14 protein-coding genes and 2 pseudogenes are annotated in these 18,441 nt (G+C 46.9%); 2 read left to right on the forward strand and 14 right to left on the reverse strand.

All coding sequences use genetic code 11. From position 1 onward, the window contains the following. The first annotated feature begins 260 nt into the window (after positions 1-260). The gene (ptsP, locus tag EXW93_RS12180) at positions 261-1,985 is read left to right on the forward strand and encodes a phosphoenolpyruvate--protein phosphotransferase (RefSeq protein ID WP_023469128.1); all 1,725 of its coding nucleotides are present in this window, start codon (positions 261-263) and stop codon (positions 1,983-1,985) included. A 108-nt stretch (positions 1,986-2,093) separates the two neighbouring features. Here ptsP and EXW93_RS12185 read toward each other — a convergent pair whose 3' ends face one another. The 6 genes and pseudogenes from EXW93_RS12185 to EXW93_RS12210 all read right to left on the reverse strand — a co-directional run bounded on the left by EXW93_RS12185 (position 2,094) and on the right by EXW93_RS12210 (position 10,315). After that, positions 2,094-3,611, reverse strand: coding sequence for an MDR family MFS transporter (locus tag EXW93_RS12185; RefSeq protein WP_174316501.1), 1,518 nt, complete (start codon positions 3,609-3,611; stop codon positions 2,094-2,096). A 152-nt stretch (positions 3,612-3,763) separates the two neighbouring features. After that, positions 3,764-5,875 carry a glucose-specific PTS transporter subunit IIBC gene (ptsG, locus tag EXW93_RS12190; RefSeq protein ID WP_055968832.1) on the reverse strand — a complete coding sequence of 704 codons (2,112 nt, stop codon included), beginning with the start codon at positions 5,873-5,875 and terminating at the stop codon, positions 3,764-3,766. A 150-nt stretch (positions 5,876-6,025) separates the two neighbouring features. Beyond that, positions 6,026-7,528: pseudogene (gene ptsG / locus EXW93_RS12195) on the reverse strand (glucose-specific PTS transporter subunit IIBC); the annotation flags it as partial. Positions 7,529-7,745: 217 nt separating this feature from the next. Then, entirely contained in the window at positions 7,746-8,603 is an 858-nt protein-coding gene (gene glcT / locus EXW93_RS12200) for a glucose PTS transporter transcription antiterminator GlcT (protein ID WP_023469132.1), read from the reverse strand. A gap of 101 nt (positions 8,604-8,704) precedes the next feature. Next, on the reverse strand, positions 8,705-9,022 hold the full coding sequence (locus EXW93_RS12205; protein WP_023469133.1) for a YuiB family protein: 318 nt from the start codon (positions 9,020-9,022) through the stop codon (positions 8,705-8,707). 81 nt (positions 9,023-9,103) lie between these two features. Then, positions 9,104-10,315 (reverse strand): NAD(P)/FAD-dependent oxidoreductase, encoded by a 1,212-nt coding sequence (locus EXW93_RS12210; protein WP_023469134.1) that lies wholly within the window; start codon positions 10,313-10,315, stop codon positions 9,104-9,106. A gap of 243 nt (positions 10,316-10,558) precedes the next feature. On the opposite strand from EXW93_RS12210, the gene EXW93_RS12215 reads away from it, so the two are divergent. Further along, on the forward strand, positions 10,559-11,557 hold the full coding sequence (locus EXW93_RS12215; RefSeq protein WP_023469135.1) for an NAD(P)/FAD-dependent oxidoreductase: 999 nt from the start codon (positions 10,559-10,561) through the stop codon (positions 11,555-11,557). Between the two features lie 242 nt (positions 11,558-11,799). On the opposite strand, the gene EXW93_RS12220 is transcribed toward EXW93_RS12215, so the two are convergent. From EXW93_RS12220 to EXW93_RS12250, 8 genes and pseudogenes are all read right to left on the reverse strand, one after another. Further along, entirely contained in the window at positions 11,800-12,291 is a 492-nt protein-coding gene (locus EXW93_RS12220) for a GNAT family N-acetyltransferase (RefSeq protein WP_035396395.1), read from the reverse strand. Continuing rightward, a complete protein-coding gene (locus EXW93_RS12225; RefSeq protein ID WP_075643068.1) occupies positions 12,288-12,791 on the reverse strand; it encodes a GNAT family N-acetyltransferase in 504 nt (167 codons plus the stop codon). Before EXW93_RS12225 ends, EXW93_RS12220 begins: the two co-directional genes overlap by 4 nt. Beyond that, positions 12,788-13,654, reverse strand: a complete 867-nt coding sequence (locus EXW93_RS12230; RefSeq protein WP_035396393.1) for an NAD-dependent epimerase/dehydratase family protein — start codon at positions 13,652-13,654, stop codon at positions 12,788-12,790. Before EXW93_RS12230 ends, EXW93_RS12225 begins: the two co-directional genes overlap by 4 nt. A 117-nt stretch (positions 13,655-13,771) precedes the next feature. Continuing rightward, positions 13,772-13,864 (reverse strand): annotated as a pseudogene (locus tag EXW93_RS16475) (iron-sulfur cluster assembly accessory protein); the annotation flags it as partial. Positions 13,865-13,986: 122 nt separating this feature from the next. Then, complete coding sequence (locus EXW93_RS12235; protein WP_174316502.1) at positions 13,987-14,757, reverse strand: hypothetical protein; 771 nt, start codon at positions 14,755-14,757, stop codon at positions 13,987-13,989. Next, a complete protein-coding gene (locus tag EXW93_RS12240) occupies positions 14,754-15,305 on the reverse strand; it encodes an ImmA/IrrE family metallo-endopeptidase (protein ID WP_174316503.1) in 552 nt (183 codons plus the stop codon). Before EXW93_RS12240 ends, EXW93_RS12235 begins: the two co-directional genes overlap by 4 nt. A gap of 266 nt (positions 15,306-15,571) precedes the next feature. Further along, the gene (locus tag EXW93_RS12245) at positions 15,572-15,907 is read right to left on the reverse strand and encodes a DUF2577 family protein (RefSeq protein ID WP_174316504.1); all 336 of its coding nucleotides are present in this window, start codon (positions 15,905-15,907) and stop codon (positions 15,572-15,574) included. Between the two features lie 16 nt (positions 15,908-15,923). Then, positions 15,924-18,434 (reverse strand): phage tail protein, encoded by a 2,511-nt coding sequence (locus EXW93_RS12250; RefSeq protein WP_174316505.1) that lies wholly within the window; start codon positions 18,432-18,434, stop codon positions 15,924-15,926. Positions 18,435-18,441: the final 7 nt, after the last annotated feature.

Raw genomic sequence — 18,441 nt, forward strand, 5'->3', positions numbered from 1 at the left:
CTACTTCTGTTCGACAATTTGTCGAAATGCTTGGTTTCAAACAATTGTTGCCCGTTTCACAATATGATAGGATTATACAGGTGAAATGTTGAGACACTTCAAGAAACGATGTGTTTACTGTTCCTAGAAATGTCTACGTTTTCATTCGAGGGAGAGTGCGCAGAAGGCTCGTTAAGAGAGAGGCGTTTATGGGTATCTATAGATAGCTAAGAAACGAAGTCGTCGCGTTAAAAAAACTTACTGAAAAGAGGGTAATGCACATGGCACAACATATCAAGGGAATTGGCGCTTCTGCAGGGATCGCGATTGCAAAGGCATTCGTGATGGAAACACCGGTCTTTGAGATTCCATCGCACAAAATCGAGGATGCAGCTGCGGAAAAAGAACGTTTCCAAGCAGCGATCGCAAAATCGAAGACGGAACTCGAAGTCATTCGTGAAAATACCTTACAAGAATTAGGTCCAGATAAAGCGGAGATCTTCTCGGCTCACCTTCTCATCTTAGAAGATCCGGAAATCGTCAGTCAGGTGAACGCAAAAATCGAGGACGAACAAGCAAATGCTGCAAAAGCACTCGATGAAGTCGCAAATATGATGGTCATGATTTTCGAATCGATGGATAACGAATACATGCGCGAACGTGCAGCAGACGTTCGTGACGTCACAAAACGGACGATGGCTCACCTTCTCGGTATCACGTTCGTCACTCCAGCTCAAATCAATGAAGAAGTCATCATCATCGCTGAAGACTTGACTCCTTCGGATACAGCTCAATTGAACCGTAAATATGCTAAAGGTTTCGCAACGAACATTGGTGGCCGGACATCGCACTCTGCCATCATGTCACGTTCACTCGAAATCCCAGCAGTCGTCGGAACAAAAGTTGTTTTAACGGACGTGAAACACGGCGATCTTCTCATCCTTGATGGTGCAGAAGGTGACGTCATCGTCAACCCAAGCGAAGAGCAAGTGGCTGAGTATGAAGCAAAACGCGCAGCATACATCGCACAAAAAGAAGAGTGGAAAAAACTCAAGAACGAAAAAACAATGACAGCTGACGGTCATCACGTCGAGCTCGCTGCAAACATCGGTACACCAAACGATGTCAAAGGCGTTTTGGATAACGGTGCAGAAGCAGTCGGTCTCTACCGTACGGAATTCCTCTACATGGATGCAGAGACGTTCCCAACGGAAGACGAGCAGTTCACAGCTTACAAAACGGTTCTCGAGTCAATGGGCGATAAAAAAGTCGTCATCCGGACACTGGATATCGGTGGCGATAAAGAATTGTCGTACCTTGATCTCCCACACGAGATGAACCCGTTCCTCGGTTACCGTGCGATCCGTCTCTGCCTTGACCAAACAGACTTGTTCCGTACACAATTGCGCGCACTTCTTCGTGCAAGTGCATACGGTAAACTCGCTGTCATGTTCCCGATGATCGCAACGATCGAAGAGTTCCGTGCTGCAAAAGCACTTCTCCTTGAAGAGAAAGCAAACCTTCAAGCTGAAGGCGTTACGGTATCGGAAGACATCGAAGTCGGTATGATGGTTGAAATCCCAGCAACAGCAGTCATGGCTCGTCAGTTCGCAAAAGAAGTCGACTTCTTCTCTGTTGGAACGAACGATTTGATTCAATACACGATGGCGGCAGACCGGATGAACGAAAAAGTATCATACCTGTACCAACCGTTCAACCCAGCGATCTTGAACCTCTTGAACAACGTCATCACTGAAGCACACAAAGCAGGCAAATGGGTCGGCATGTGTGGTGAGATGGCAGGAGAAGAATTGGCACTCCCAATCCTTCTTGGTCTTGGTCTCGATGAGTTCTCAATGTCAGCATCATCTGTTCTTCGCGCTCGTAGCTTGATGACACGTCTCAACAAGTCAGAATGTGAAGCAATCGTTGAGCAAGTGCTTGATATGGATACAGCAGAAGAAGTCGTCGACTTCCTCAGCACGACTTTCGACATCAAAAAATAAGTTCTGTCAGACGAATCTGGAACAATCCAGGTTCGTCTTTTTTTGTCTAATTCAACAAAAAAACAACGCCTCTTTCTTATAAGAAAGAAGACGTTGTTGAAATGGTGATTATTGAGCTTGTTTCTTCTTCGCTGGAGTAGCTTGTTCCGACAAAATCGGACGCTCGTTCCCCATCAAGAAGATAAAGATGACACCGAGTACTGCTGGAATCAACGCCCAGAAATAGACGGTTGAGATCGATTCTGCAAGCGACGTCTTAATTGCTGTCGCAACTTCTGGTGGCATCTTCGCAAACGCAGCAGCCGTTGGGAACTGTCCACCGGACGGCGCTCCACCTTGCGGCAACCGATCCGTTACAGCTGACGCGAACGTCCGTGATTGGATGATTCCGAGAACCGTGACACCAAGCGTCATCCCGATTGTCCGGAATGTTGAGCCCATCGAGGTCGCTGCGCCCCGACGTTGCATCTCGATGCCGTTGATACTCGCTAGATTCAATAGAGAGAAACTGAAGCCAACACCAAATCCGAGAATGATCATATAAATCGTTACCGCTGTCCGCGATGTCTCAAGCGTCATCGTACTAAGAAGATAGACACCGAGTAGGAAGAAGACCGCTGAGACGATCATGACGTTGCGGAATCCAAACTTGTTCGGCAACTGTCCACCGAGCTGCGCCGAGATGACCGAGGCAATCAACATCGGCATCAGGATCAGACCGGAATTCGTCGCACTGCCACCAAAGACACCTTGCACGAAGATTGGAATGAATACACTCGCTGAGATGAAGACGAATCCATAAAAGAACGCCACGCCTTGTGTTGCCGCAAATAAGCGACGGCGGAATAGACTAAACGTAATGACGGGATCCGCGGCACGTCGTTCAGCAAATGCGAAGGCAACGAACGCGACGAGCGCTGCTCCGAACAGACCAAGAATTTGTGGCGAAGACCATGCATACTCTTTGCCACCCATTTCGAGCGCGAGTAAGAATAACACCAATCCGGCTACAAGCGTAAACGCACCGACATAGTCGATTTTCTGTGTCCGGTGCACCGGTGATTCCTGATAGAAGACCGTCACGAGACCAAGGGCAATCAAACCAAGTGGAATATTAATGTAGAACACCCAGCGCCAGTCGAGGGAATCCGTCAATACGGCACCAAGCAACGGTCCGAAGATACTCGAGATGCCGAAGACCGCTCCAAACAACCCACTGACTTTCCCCCGTTTTTCCGGTGGGAAGATATCAAAGATGATTGTAAAGGCGATCGGCATCAACGCCCCACCACCGAGCCCTTGCAAGGCACGATAGGCAGACAGCTCAATGATCGAGTCTGCCATTCCACATAAGATACTTCCCACCATGAAGAGGAGCATCCCAAAGAGGAAGAAGCGTTTTCTTCCATACATGTCACTCAGTTTACCGAAGATCGGCATCCCAGCAACGGTTGCGATCATGTAAGCCGACGTGACCCATGCATACTGATCAAACCCATTCAGTTCACTGACGATCGTCGGCATCGCTGTCGCAACGATCGTGTTATCCATTGCTGCGACTAAAATTCCAATCAATAATCCGATGACGACAGGTGTCGTATTCGTTTTTGCTGTAGTCGAAGACATCGACGCACCTCATTTCTCAAAAAATTAGCTAACTCTTATAATAGCTAACTTATTGTATCATCATATGTGCAAAATCTCATTATCAAATGTGCTCTACGATCATTTCACACAAAAAAGACGGATCGCTCAGGGCGATCCGTCGCTTTTCTTCTTTACTCTATACGATACGAAATTGCTTCTCCGGCTTCGACCGTCCGTCCAACATCAACGTCGACTTTTCGATCCCCACTATTCGTGACGATGATTGGTGTCAGTAATGATGGTACGAGTGGTCGTACTTGTTCAAGATCGACATTGAGGAGTGGTGTCCCCGGTTCGACACGATCGCCGGCTTTCGCCAACGCCTCGAATCCTTTTCCTTCGAGTGACACCGTATCAATACCGATGTGAATCAAGATTTCATCTCCATTATCCGCAAGAATACCAATCGCGTGTTTCGTCGGGAAGAACGTCGTGATCTCACCAGAGACTGGAGAGACGACATATCCTTCCGTTGGTTCGATCGCATATCCGTCACCCATCATGCGACCGGAGAACACTTGATCCGGTACATCATCGAGAGAACGAATGATACCGCTCAGTGGTGCGACATATCCATCTTCAGGCACGTAAGCCCCACCACGATCCCCAGCGAGTGGACCGGCATCTGCTGTACCAGTTCCAGAAGTCCGTGCTTCGTCTCCCGTTGGTACTTGTGGAATTGGATCTGCTTCCGGTGTTTCTTTCGGTTTATAATTTGGATCTTTCATGATATCTGCCATTTCTGTCTTGATCCCATCGGATTTCGGTCCAAAGATGGCCTGGACGTTATCTCCGACTTCAAGAACACCAGCAGCACCGAGTTCTTTCAAGCGATCCTTATTGACTCCGGACTTATCATTGACCGTAATCCGAAGTCGTGTGATACAAGCATCTAAATGTTTAATGTTTGACGGACCACCGAATGCTTGTAGAATTTCATACGGTAGATCGCCTGCTTGTGCCGTTGAAGTAGCGGCACCTTCTTTAATCGCTTCCCGCCCCGGAATCTTCAGATCAAACTTCGTGATGACGAAACGGAATCCGAAGTAGTAGATGACAGCGAAGACAAGACCGACTGGAATGACGAGCCACCACGAGGTTCGGTTCGGTAGAATCCCGAATAACGTGTAGTCAATCAATCCACCGGAGAACGTCATCCCGATCTTGACGTTCAGTAAATCCATGATCATGAATGAAAGACCTGCAAAAACAGCGTGAACGGCAAACAAGAGTGGTGCAACGAATACGAAGGAGAACTCGACTGGCTCCGTGATACCAGTCAGGAAAGAAGTCAACGCAGCTGAGAAGTAAAGACCTTCGACGGCTTTACGACGATCCTTCGCAACGGTATGGTACATCGCAAGACAGGCTGCCGGCAGACCGAACATCATGAATGGATATTTCCCGGTCATATACGTCCCTGCTGTAAATGGTACACCGTCCTTCAATTGTGCGAAGAAGATTCGCTGATCCCCATTGATGATCGTTCCAGCTTTATCCGTGTATTCCCCGAACTGGAACCAAAAACTTGAGTACCAAATATGATGAAGACCAAACGGAATCAATGAACGTTCGACGAGTCCAAAGATGAAGGCAGACAACGGTTCGTTTGCTTCGATGATTGTTTTTGAGAACGTATTGATACCTGTTCCAATCGGTGGCCAAATATACGACAAGGCAAACCCGGCAACAAGACTAAATAAGGCAGTTGCAATCGGAACAAAACGTTTCCCTGCGAAGAATCCGAGGAAATCAGGCAGTTTGATTTTAAAGAATTTATTATAACTGTACGCTGCTATCAAACCTGCAATGATCCCTCCGAATACCCCCATTTGCAAGGTCGGTATCCCGAGGACCGTCGCATACGACAAGTCACTCGCTTTCTGTGCTTCCGTGATTTTTTCTGGTGTAATCTGTAAGAATGAACTGATGACCTTGTTCATGATCAGGAAACCGACGATCGCTGCTAGACCGGCAACCCCTTCCCCATTCGCAAGACCAATCGCGACCCCGACGGCAAACAGTAACCCGAGGTTCGCAAAGATGATGTCACCCGCATCCTGCATGACTCGCCAGATGACGACTAGCGAATCGTTCTCGAGGAACGGTAAATATTGCGTCAAGTTCGGGTTTTGAAACGCTGTCCCGAACGCGAGCAATAGCCCCGCTGCCGGCAAAATCGCTACCGGTAACATCAAGGCCTTACCGATCCGCTGTAAGACACCAAACACGTTTTTCCACATGCGTATATTCCCTCCTTTTTTAAACAAACTACTTAGTTCATACCCTAAAATATTCTAGCGCAAAACGATTCTAAAAGATTTTTCCAAAAAAAATAAGCCCTTCCGCAGAAGGACTCATTTCTTAAAACATTAGACTGTTTTTTCTTGTTTACGTGATGCGATGACGGCTTGGATTTCAGACTTGATGTTGTCTGATTTCGGTCCGTAGATTGCTTGAACGTTGTTACCAACTTCAAGGACACCAGCAGCACCTAATTTTTTCAACTCATCTTTGTTGACTTTCGATTTGTCGAGAACTTCGACACGAAGACGTGTGATACATGCATCCAAGTGTTTGATGTTCGACTCTGAACCGAGTGCGTCAAGGATACCTTCAGCGAGTTCAGAACCTTGAACAGATGATGTTTCTTGAACTTCATCTTCACGACCTGGTGTTTTCAAGTTGAACTGACGGATCGCGAAACGGAATCCGAAGTAGTAGATGACAGAAAGTGCAAGACCGACGACGATGACGAGCCACCACTGCGTGCGTCCTGGAAGAACACCGAAGAGAAGGAAGTCAATCAAACCACCAGAGAATGTCATACCGATCTTAACGTTCAACAATTGCATTGTCATGAACGAGAGACCTGCGAAGACAGCGTGAACTGCGAACAAGATTGGAGCTACGAACAAGAATGCGAATTCGATTGGCTCTGTGATACCTGTCAAGAATGCTGTAAGTGCTGCTGATCCAAGAAGACCACCAACGACTGCACGACGCTCAGGGCGAGCTTCGTGGTACATTGCGAGTGCTGCTGCTGGAAGACCGAACATCATGAACGGGAATTTACCAGTCATGAACGTACCAGCTGTTAATGTTGCGTTGTCTTTCAATTGTGCGAAGAAGATCGCTTGGTCACCATGAACGACTGTTCCTGCTGCATTCTTGTACGAACCGAATTCGAACCAGAATGGCGCATAGAAGATATGGTGAAGACCGAATGGAATCAACGAACGCTCGATGAGACCGAAGACGAATGCTGCGAGTGTTGGGTTTTTCTCCATCATGAAGTGCGAGAACGAGTTCAAGCCATCTTGCGCAAACGGCCAGACGAATACGAGAACAAGACCTGCAACCAATGAAACAACTGCTGTGACGATTGGAACGAAACGTTTACCAGCAAAGAATCCAAGGAACTGTGGCAATTCGAGATTATGGTACTTCCCGTACGCCCAAGCTGCGATCAAACCGATGATGATACCACCGAATACCCCAGTTTGAAGTGTTGGGATACCGAGTACGTTTGCATATCCTTGACCGTTAGCAACCATTTCAGGTGTAACGCCGAGCCATACGCTCATTGTTTTGTTCATGATCAAGAATCCGACGATTGCCGCAAGTCCGGCTGCGCCGTCCCCTGCAAGACCAATCGCGACACCGACCGCGAATAAGAGTGCTAAGTTACCGAAGATGATATCCCCGGCTGCTTCCATCAATTTTGCAACCTTGATGATTGCATCATTTTTCAAGAACTCGAGTTTTGACGTCAAGTTCGGATTTTGCATCGCATTACCGAATCCGAGTAGGATACCGGCAGCTGGCAAAATCGCTACAGGAAGCATCAACGCTTTACCGACACGTTGAAGAACAGCAAAAATCTGTTTGAACATGTGTGTTTCCTCCTTTTCCTGTTAAGAGCGAAGTATGATGAATAATGCCAATAATTGAGACGAAAAAAGTCAGACATCTGACCGTTTTTTTACAGAAAAAAATCAGGCACGAGCGGATTGTAGACAATAGACTTATCCCGTTGCATAACGGAAATAAAGCTTCTTGCCCGACATCCCACTCATGCCTGATCGTATCAGTAACACGTAGTCCGTGCGGTCATTTACCTGAATCGTACTGCACTAAGCGTTGCAAATGCATCGTAAGATACGTCGCCTCACCGCGCGGTACCGCTTTCTTCAACTGACGTTCCATGATGGACATCAGCTCCCAAGCAGTATCATAGCATAGCGGATATTCTTCACGCAATAGCTTTTCTACTTTTTCTGGAGCCTCTAGATACTCCCCATTGGAAACCCTTTCAATCGCTGAACGAAGATGCCGAATCAGACGCTTGTAATCAAGCGATTTTCGATCGATTTTAATCTCCAGTCGCTGCTCGATATGACTAGCAATTAAACCGACGAGTTGATGATGGCGGTTGACTTCAAGTACGTCTTTGAAGTTCGTCGCCGAATGAATATGAAGTGCGATGAATCCTGTCTCAGCTGGAGGCAGGTAAAAATTCATCTCGGCACTGATGAACTCGACGATTTCTTCTGCAAGGGCGTACTCTTCCGGATACAAGGCTTCCGTTTCAGCAAGAAACGGATTCGTGACTTCCATTCCTTGTTCGAGTCGCTTGAACGTAAACGTCAAATGATCCGTCAATCCGATATGGATATGTTCGTCGACCTTTTTTCCGAAGCGTGTCTCGATCATCGAGACGATCTCGTTCATCAACGCGATGAAATTTTCATCGAGATGACCGACGAGCGCCTTATATTGATCCTGTTCTTCTTTATCCTTCAACGTGTAGACTTTTTCCAACTTGTCGAGATCTGTCAGTTGATCGCCTGGCTTCCGACCGAAGCCAATCCCTTTCGCGAGGATAATGACTTCCTGATTCGCACCAGTCGAACAAATGACGACATTATTATTCAATACCTTGATAACGTGGTACATTTGTTTATCCATTCGCTCTCAACCCAATCTGCTCTTACACATTTATTTAAAGACATTGTTTTCATTATAACGGTTTTTCAGACACGAAAAAAGCCTACTTACTCAAGTAGACTTTAAAACATTTGGTAACCGCTCTTACGCAAGAAGCGAATCGATAGACCGGCGATGATGATTCCGGCAAGACCAGCCGCGAACATCGTGATATCCGCTGTCTGTAGACCAGCAATCCGGTCCCCGAGATTCGGAATTGCTTCACGAGCATTCGTGAAGTATTCGAGCGTCGATTGGTTGTCGATCATCATGATGATGATGACCGGATAGAGTACGAGCATCACCCATGTACTCCGCAACAACATGTTTAAGATGAATCCGATACTAAAGAACATGACGAGATAAAGCACACTCCCGATCACGGCTTGAATGATATGCATACTGTTCCCCCTTTGAATCTCTTCTAGTATAACCGACAAAAAAGGCAAATGCACGAGTGTACATTTGCCTAAAACGTGAACTTAGAACTTCCCTTTTTTGATCGCAAGACCAAGCTTTTTCAATTCGAAGAAGTGTTTGTTGTCGATGACTTTTTTCATGAACGATGCGTTACGGCCGTAAATCTTCTTACCAAAGACCATGCCGATGCCGTCTTTGTGACCAAGCGAAGCGACCGTTCCTTTGTTTTCGTACGTGAACGTCGATGTTTGACGACCCGCGATGAGTGCTGCGATGTTCTCAGCGACTTTGTGTGCTTGTTGTGTCGCGATTTGTGCAGTCGGTGGGTACGGACGGTTCGAACTTGGATCCATGACTGCTGAACAGTCACCGATCATGAAGACGTTGTCGTGTCCTGGAACACGGAGATCTTCTTCGACGACGACACGGTTACGCATCGCTTCGAAACCAGATGCTGCAACGACTGGGTTACCGCTGACGCCACCTGTCCAGATGATCGTGCTTGCTTCGATCGTCTCAGTCGTGTCACCTTGAAGCGGACCGAACGTGACGCTTCCTGGTCCACATTCCTTGATGCCGTTACCGAGTTTGAACTCGACGCCTTGACGCTCAAGCCATTTGTGTGCGTAGTTGACGAGATCAGCATCGAATCCTGGAAGGACTGTTGGTGCTGCCTCGATGTTGACGACACGAACGAGTTCGCGTGGAATGTCATATTGTTTGCACAGTTCTGGAATACGGTTGACGAGCTCACCCATGAACTCGATTCCTGTGAATCCAGCACCACCAACAACGATCGTCAAGAGTGAACGATCTTGTGATCCTGTTGTTTTGTACTGTGCGAATGAGTAATCGATATGTTCCTTGATTTTACGGACGCTGTTCAACGAGCTGATCGTCAGCGCGTGTTCCTTCAATCCTTTGATACCGAATGTTTCAGGAACGCCACCGAGAGCAACGACGACGTAATCGTAAGGAACTGTTCCGCCATCTTGTAAGAGAACCGTTTTAGCAGCCGTGTCGACTTTCTCAACGATACCTTTGACAAGTTTGACGCGTGACGGGTTGATGACATCATTGATGTAGATGCGCGCTTGCTCCGCAGACATCGTACCTGCAGCTGGTTCATGCAACCAAGTTGTTTGGTAATGATAGTCGTGTTTGTTAATCAACGTGATGTTCGCTTGATCGACGCCGAGTTTCTTTTGAAGGTTGACTGCTGTGATCAATCCACCGTAGCCCGCTCCAAGAATAACAATGTTAGGTGTGTTCATGTTCTGATACTCCTTACGAATCGTAGTTTTGTTGTGATTTTCTTCACATTCAATTACAGACGAATGCTCAAAAATTTTGTTCAAATAATGTTCACATGTCTATAAGCCTATTGAAACACTTTTCAGGAATGATTGCAAAAGAAAAATGTAATTTCCCTTAAAAAAATGTGAGATGTTCCGTACTTGCACCTTCACCCCCTACTTCCTATATAATGGACCTATCCAACGCTAGGAGGGAATCAGATGCACCAACCATATGATGTCACGATCATCGGCGGCGGTCCGGTCGGACTGTTCACCGCGTTTTATTCAGGAATGCGCCAGATGAAGACGAAGGTCATCGAGAGTCTACCTCAATTAGGTGGTCAACTCGCTACGCTTTATCCTGAAAAATATATATACGATATTGCCGGTTTTCCGAAAGTAAAAGCACAGGAACTGGTCGATCGGTTGCTTGAACAAGCAAATGAATTCGATCCGACATACGTGCTCGGTGAGACCGTCATCGCTTACGAACGGATGGATGACGGAATCATCCGCCTCGTCACGAATAAAGGCGAGCATTATACAAAGACCGTCATCTTGACGGCAGGAAACGGCTCGTTCGCTGCGCGTCCACTCGGAGTAGCGGATGCAGAACGCTTCGAAGAAACAAACTTACACTATTTCGTCAACGACATGGAACGTTTCAAGGATCGCCAAGTCGTCTTACTGGGTGGCGGTGACTCAGCAGTTGACTGGTCATTGATGCTTGAGCCGATCGCAAAATCCGTCACGCTCGTCCACCGTCGTGACAAGTTCCGTGCCCATGAACATTCGGTCGAACTGTTACACGATTCGTCCGTCAACGTCATGACGCCGTATACACTTGAATCGGTTACAGGTGAGACGCACATCGAGACGCTGACGTTCAAACATGCTGAAAGTGGTGAAGTCGTCGTCGTCGCTGCGGACGATGTCGTCTGTAACTTCGGCTTCGTCTCGTCACTCGGACCGCTCAAAGAATGGGAAGTCGAATTCGAACGCAATTCGATTCGTGTCAATTCGAAGATGGAGACTGCGATTCCGGGCGTCTTCGCTTGTGGTGATATCGCGACTTACGAAGGACGCGTCAAACTGATCGCAACGGGCTTCGGTGAAGCACCGATCGCCGTTAACCAAGCGAAACTTCTCGTTGATCCATCTGCTCGTCACCCGCAACACTCGACGAGTCTGTTCGAAAAAGTAACAAATCATTCTTGAGATAACTGAATGGCTGTAAACAAATAAGAGGTCGAATTCCGGATGACATACCGGAGTCCGACCTCTTATTTTCATGGAATCACATCGAGGACGTGACCAAACATCTTCGACTCCCACAGGAAAAGGAAGCACGATGCGTGCTTCCGTCAGGGATAGGGAAGACCCGACAGATCACATGGAATGGGAACTGGCGCGGCTTACATCCCGCCTAAGGAAAGCGAAGATGTTGAAAACGTCCGATTTCATACGGATGATCTTTTAACAGGTATCCGGTAAACCCGTTGCACGAGTTCCACCCCACCTCGCTCAATCATCGATTCTTCGAAGACCTGACCACCGAATCGCTCGTAAAACTGGCACGCTGGATTATCTCGCAAGACAGAAACCTGCATCGTCTCATATTCCGCTAAGTCCTCAGCGATGCGTTGAAACAACGCTTTTCCGAGTCCTTGTCCTTGTGACGCTTGCAAGACATAAATCGCGTAGAGTTCCCCTTCACGCGCATCACTTCGATTCGCTCCACCTTGCGCAAAGCCAACGACTTCTTCTCCTGACACGGCAACATACACGCGCTGATTGACTAATGTCTGTTCCCATTGTTGCGTCCGTTTCACATGCGACAACTGTGCTAAATACAGATCTGGAATGATACCTTGATACGTCTCGCGCCAGGCATCAATATGAACGCGGGCGATAGCTGACGCATCTTCTAGACGTGCTTCACGGATTCTCATAACGGGATGATGAAGCGACGTGTCTCGCGTCCATTACGAACAGTCGGCTCAATTTCTCGTCCGCCGTTCGCTAAGATGACACGGCGAGATGCTAGATTATCAACGCCACACGTCAACAGCACTTGATCGAGTCCACGTTGCCGTGCTTCTTCTAGCGCTAAACGGAGCCCAGTCGTCGCATATCCTTTCTGACGCTCGGATGGTCGGATGCCGTATCCGATGTGTCCACCGTACAACTTCAAGTTCTCCGTCAAGTCATGCCGGAAGTTCAGCGCACCGACGATTCGTTGCCCGTCGACCATCCAGTACGTCGAATGGGTGACAAGACCCGGTCTGACTGTTGTCTCCATTTCCTTCAGTTCCGCAAAATAAGCGCCCAGTGGTTCATATGTGTCTCCGACTGCTTCCGGCACGATCGTTTCGCCCGACTCTCGCCAGTCTTCTAAAAAGGCGCGATACTCTGTCTCCCACGCAAGAGTTGGTTTCATCAACTGCATCATTGGTGATTGCGCACCTCCTCTTCAATCAAACGATCGAGCCAGTCATCGACATGTTGGAACAGATAGCCGGCTTGTTTCGCAGCTGTCGTATCCATATAGAAATCGCGTTCTGGCGCAAGAGGCGATTCATCCTCTCCTTTTGCGACGAGTTGACTTGTCGTCCCCGCAACGCGGTCGATTTTATCCACTAGGTCTTGAATGGATAAGACACCGTCACTTGCAGCGTTGATCGGTCCCGTCAGTTCGGAGCGACCACACCACTCCAGAAAGGCAGCGGCTTCGTAACTTGAGATATACCCCATCTTCGCGTATGTGTTTTCGGCAACAATCGGACGCCCGTCAAGCGCCCGCTTGATATGAAAGACGAGTCGCTCCGTGTAGTCATCTGGTCCGAGAACGACCGGGAAACGGACCGCAACGACTGGGAACGTCGCCCGTTGGAAGAAATAACTCTCCGCTTGGCGTTTCCCTTCACCATATCCATGTTCCTTCTCGAGATCATATTTCCCGGGAAACGGGTTATAGGCACGCTCGGTGATATTCGCACCACCGCCTTCATAGACAGACATCGTCGACGTCAACACGTAACGCCCGACTTTTCCTTCAAACGCGTCGATCGCGAGCTTTGCTTGATACGGTGTGAAACAGATATTGTCATAGATAACATCCCAGTGCTGTTGGCTTAAGTCCTTCATCGTACTACTTGACGTCCGGTCCCCTTTGAAAAATGTCAAGCCCTTCGCAACCGGTGGCGTATGCTCGCCGCGTGTGACGATTGTCACGTCATCCCCCGAATCGGCTAACCGAATCGCAAGCCGGCGTCCGAAGTAGCGTGTTCCCCCGAAGATCAATACTTTTCTCATCCTGAAGCCCTCCCTGTTCGTAGTAGCATTCACTCTCTTAATATTTCGAGTCAACGGAACAGGTCTCCTGTATGCGGACAATAAAAAAATCGTGGACGATGTCCACGATTGGATTCATTAACAGCCACCCGGTGTCCCGGCATTCGTTGCCGTCCGGAACGATGTCCCGCAACCGCATGTTGCGATGGCATTCGGATTCGTGATCGTGAATTAAGAACCGAAGTATTTCCGGAACCCTACGATCATTTATCGCCAGTTTACGCAAGTTGTCGATTTTTATAAGATTGATATTAAACATGTGCGCTAATACGCTTTCTATCGATACTTAAAAATTAGTTATTCGAGTTATTTCCGTTATTTTCTTGGTTGTCTTCGTAGCCATTCTTTAATTTCCTTGCTTTGACTAGCTCGGTCAGATAGCTATAAACATCTTTAGATGGGCTGAAAACATATTTCATAACGATAATCATTAAGGCAATAACTTGAGCGAACATACCACCTACAAATACATATAAAAGTTTTTCTGTCACTAAAGGTGTTTTCCAATCTGTTTTTAAATTCACTAAAAGATAATTTATAAAAAGCAGAACGAAAGTTCCAATTACTAGATACTTAGTGAATTTCCAGATCCTATTCGACCATTGCTCTCTTGCTGCACCTTTATCTTTATACTCTTTTAAGGCTTCTATCAAGAATTGGCTTAAGTGACCATCTAAATCTTTTGCTAGTTTATCTAATTCTTCAGATGGTCGATATACATCTAATGAAGACGTAGATACCGATTCAATAAACTCTAATGAATTTCTAACTGCATCTGTAGGAGTATTTGGTCTCTTTGCTTGTTTTTTCGTACTTGAAGGTGAGCTTTCATCTTCGGTTTTTTTAGAAATAGGTGATTCGTCATCACCTTTTTTATGGGATTCATCTGTTACGCCCAAAACTACATCAGAACTCTCTTGCTCGTCCTTTGTTTCTTCCGAGTCTTTACTAAGATCTTCTTGTATTTTTCTTATATAAGCAGTGAATTCTCTGCCTAAGAATACATCTTGTTTAGGCTTACCTTTATCATTGCTATTCTGACTACCTTTACCGTGCGCACTCATGCATGAAGTGACTGTTCAATAGTATTTTTTCTTACGTCGATTGCTGATTTAGAAACCCCGAAATAATTAGCTAAATCTGCATCATCTTTTTTCTTTTCATTCAGTTCTCTAAATTTATGAGAAGGCATTAGCAACTCAGCAGCAAACATGTTAGCCTCGTATTCTTGAACCTTTTCATTTGGAGAATAAATCTCAAGATGGTGTCTATATGCGACGTTTGTTCCTGCATCTGGGTCTAGTGTAGTGTTAGGTACCCAATTGAAGTGAAGTAACAAATGCCCTAACTCGTGTGCCATAGTGAATCGCTGTCTACTTACCGGCTCATCAGAATTTACTACAATCATTGGTTTTTCGGAATCAGGTGACATAGTAACGTAGCCAGAAATATTTAGTTGACTCATTTTAGATTCATAAACTTCTACACCGAGAGATCTTAAAAGTTCGATAATGCTATCTACTTTATCAACTTTAGTTCTTTCAGGGTATACATATTTATGAATTATCTGTGCAAGATCTTTAATGTGTGTAATACGACGATTTTGATTCATAAATTCATTTCTCCTTCCTTGACTTAGGTACAAGAAAAGTTTTCACTCTACATATTGTACGACTTTTAAATATTTTTGACATATAAATGCAATGTATTCGATATATTAATTGTATCATGTATTGATTTATAAAAGTAAAGATTGATATGAGCCATAAAAATTTATTATCAGGTATGATTATCAAAAGGCGATATGTGAAATAAAATAATAAAGTGGAGTACGACGCAATCACACGCCACACTCCGTCTATCTTCGTTAATCCAATATTATAAGTCTTCTGCGAACAGTACGCGATCAATTAAGACAAATTGCGTTCTATTATCGCTAGAATCGTACATCAATAATGCGCGATCCCCTCGCTGTAAACTGTTTTTCACCTTTGCAGTCCGAGTCACCCCGTCCATTTCGATTTCGACGGTATGATTGGTCAATCGCTCAGACACGGTAATGTCCTCTGCGCTCAATACCACGTTAGTCCCGTCCATCAGAACTTCGAGTGGACTTTCGCTCAATACCGTACACATACCTAACTCGAGATATCTGTTGTGACCTATCTTCTTTATAACCCTTCGTAAATCAGTAACCGCATTTTGTTTCCCCATATTGAACGCCTCTTTCTTAACTTGCTCTATCGTCAAATCCTTCTAGTAGGCTCGCCAGCTCCGCTGCTACTTTTGCAATATCCGCTTCTTCGCGAATCGCCACGCCTTGCATCGTAATGTTGATTGAGCGATCAATGGTGCCACCTACGCCAGCCGCCGAAGCCCCTGCGCTAGGATTAACGACAGGGCGGTTACCGTTACGACTTGATAGAACGCCTGCCTTGCGTAATGTGTTCGACTGACTCGCCGTCAATACGGACTCTCCGGAGTGTAGAGTCGCCTGGAAACCATTATGCGGAATGTTGTAGGCGCCGGAGTAGAACGATCCGTCCGACTTGCCGCCGCCCTTCTTACCGGATTTCTTACCGGTGATCGCTCCAGTGACGTAGTCCTTGATTGACGAAATGTTCGGCAACGATCCTTTAATCTGCTCCCAAACGAGTGAACCGATTGAGCTGAGTTGCCCTACTGCGCTACTGAACGCTGACAGCATGTTCCCTGGCAAGGACTTCGCCCAATCTGCGATTTTCGATTTGATCGAGTCGATTTTCGAGGTAACAGTCGTGAGCATGTTTTGGAATCCGTTTGACACCGAGTTTTTCGCATTTGAGATACCATTCGAGAAGAACGATTTGATGCTGTTCCATCCTCCGCTGACTGTCGCCTTAGCGTTGTTGAATCCACCGGTGAACAAGCCTTTAATAGTAGTCCAAGCTCCCGAAACACTCGACTTGATTGACGAGATACTATTTGAGAAGTATGTGCGAATTGAACTCCACCCGGCGGAAACAGTAGATCGTAGCCCCGTGAACAGAGCTGCGCCAGCCTTCAATATGCGGCCTACAAAAACCAAGTTAATGTAGCCCCAAACCGCTTGAATCGCACCAAAGAAGATTTGCTTAACGCCTTCCCACATCTTGCTGAAGTCGCCTGTAAACAATCCAGTAAAGACTTTGACAACGCCCATGATTACATTCAACGCGCCCGTAATCACATTCTTGATCGCAGCCCACGCACCAACCACGACTGCTTTGATCAACATGAACCCGACCATGAATATCGGCGTCAGTATCGCCATTCCCGCACGTACAACGGTCGTTATCGCAGTCCAAACGTTAGTCAATGCGGTTAAAATCTGTGCGCCGTTCTGCGTCCAAAACTGCTGCATCATCGTTAGCTTCGATTGGACGAACGTTGTAACGGCGTTCATAGCTTGCGTAACATAAGGCGCTAAAAAGTTAAAGACCGACATGGCCGCGCTTTTAATTCCGTTCCAAATCGCAGTGACACCACTCCGGAATGTCTCGGATTTTGTATAGAGCAGATAGAATGCTGTTCCGAGCAGTGTAATGCCCGCTGCTACCGCAACTACAGTTCCCATGATCGAAGCGAATCCAACGATAACCGGCGCAAGTAACGGAGCCATCGCCCCGATGGCAGCTCCAAGCCCTCCAAACAAACCTGCGCCGATTGCGAGGGGCGACAAAATCAAAGTGAGCGCCGGCACTAAAATCATGAATGCTGAAGCAACTTTCGCGATCGTCGGGTGTGCATCCTGGAACTTTGCTATCATATCGCTAATTTTCGTTGTGACATTATAAATCGGAGTCATCAATTCTGCGAACGTCTGAACGAGAGGATCGAACGTCTGCGAGATACTTGCGGTCATCGCTTTAAAGGAATCCGCATATCCTTTATTCGCATCCATCGCCGACTTGTGTAGCTTCGAGTAAAATGCGTATGCTGCGACACCAGCTACGAGTGCAACCGCTGTGAAGCGCATTAATCCCTGCGAAATCATCCGGGTCATATCGTTAAGCTGCTTCATATTCGCAGTAGGTCCTAACGCCCTTAACGCTAATGCCGCTGGCGTGCCTCTTTTCGCAATGTTCTCTAAACCGTTCGCTACGCTGAGTAACGGAGTATTTAATTTATAAATCGGATTATTCATTCTAGCGAAGTTGTCCGCAATCTTACTCGATTGAGTCGACCGAGCCATCATGGATCCGACCGACCGGTAGAATGACATTTTTGCCATTTCGTTAGAGGCGACCATCGCGTCCTTCGTCTTCTTATCGGCTTTACCCATTTTCTCGATTTGATTGATAAAGTCGCCGGTCGTGCCGGTATATTCCTTACTAGATTTCGCCAGTTGGAAATATGCGTATTGCGATTTAATCGAATCATCCCGCAGCCCGTTCATCGCTACACGCTGTTGCGCGAATGCTGATCGAATCTCTGCGCTCATGCGCTGGGCTTCGGCACTCACGCCTTTAAAGACCGTTCGAATGCGTCGACCTAGCGAATCGTAACGAACATCAGCGCCATCTAACGGCTGAGTCACATCGACAGTACGTAGGTCTTCTGCCACCGTGTTTGTCGCGGCAGACAGGGTTTTAAACGCTCGCGATACGCTACTCGAAGCCGTTGAAGCGCCACTGAATGATCGTGTCATAGCACCTACCGTAGACATCGCACTCGTCGTACTAGACTCGAACATGCGCAGTGCTGCGGTTTGCTTCTTCATTGGTGCA

This window comes from Exiguobacterium sp. JMULE1, from assembly GCF_013337175.1.
GTDB lineage: Bacteria > Bacillota > Bacilli > Exiguobacteriales > Exiguobacteriaceae > Exiguobacterium_A > Exiguobacterium_A indicum.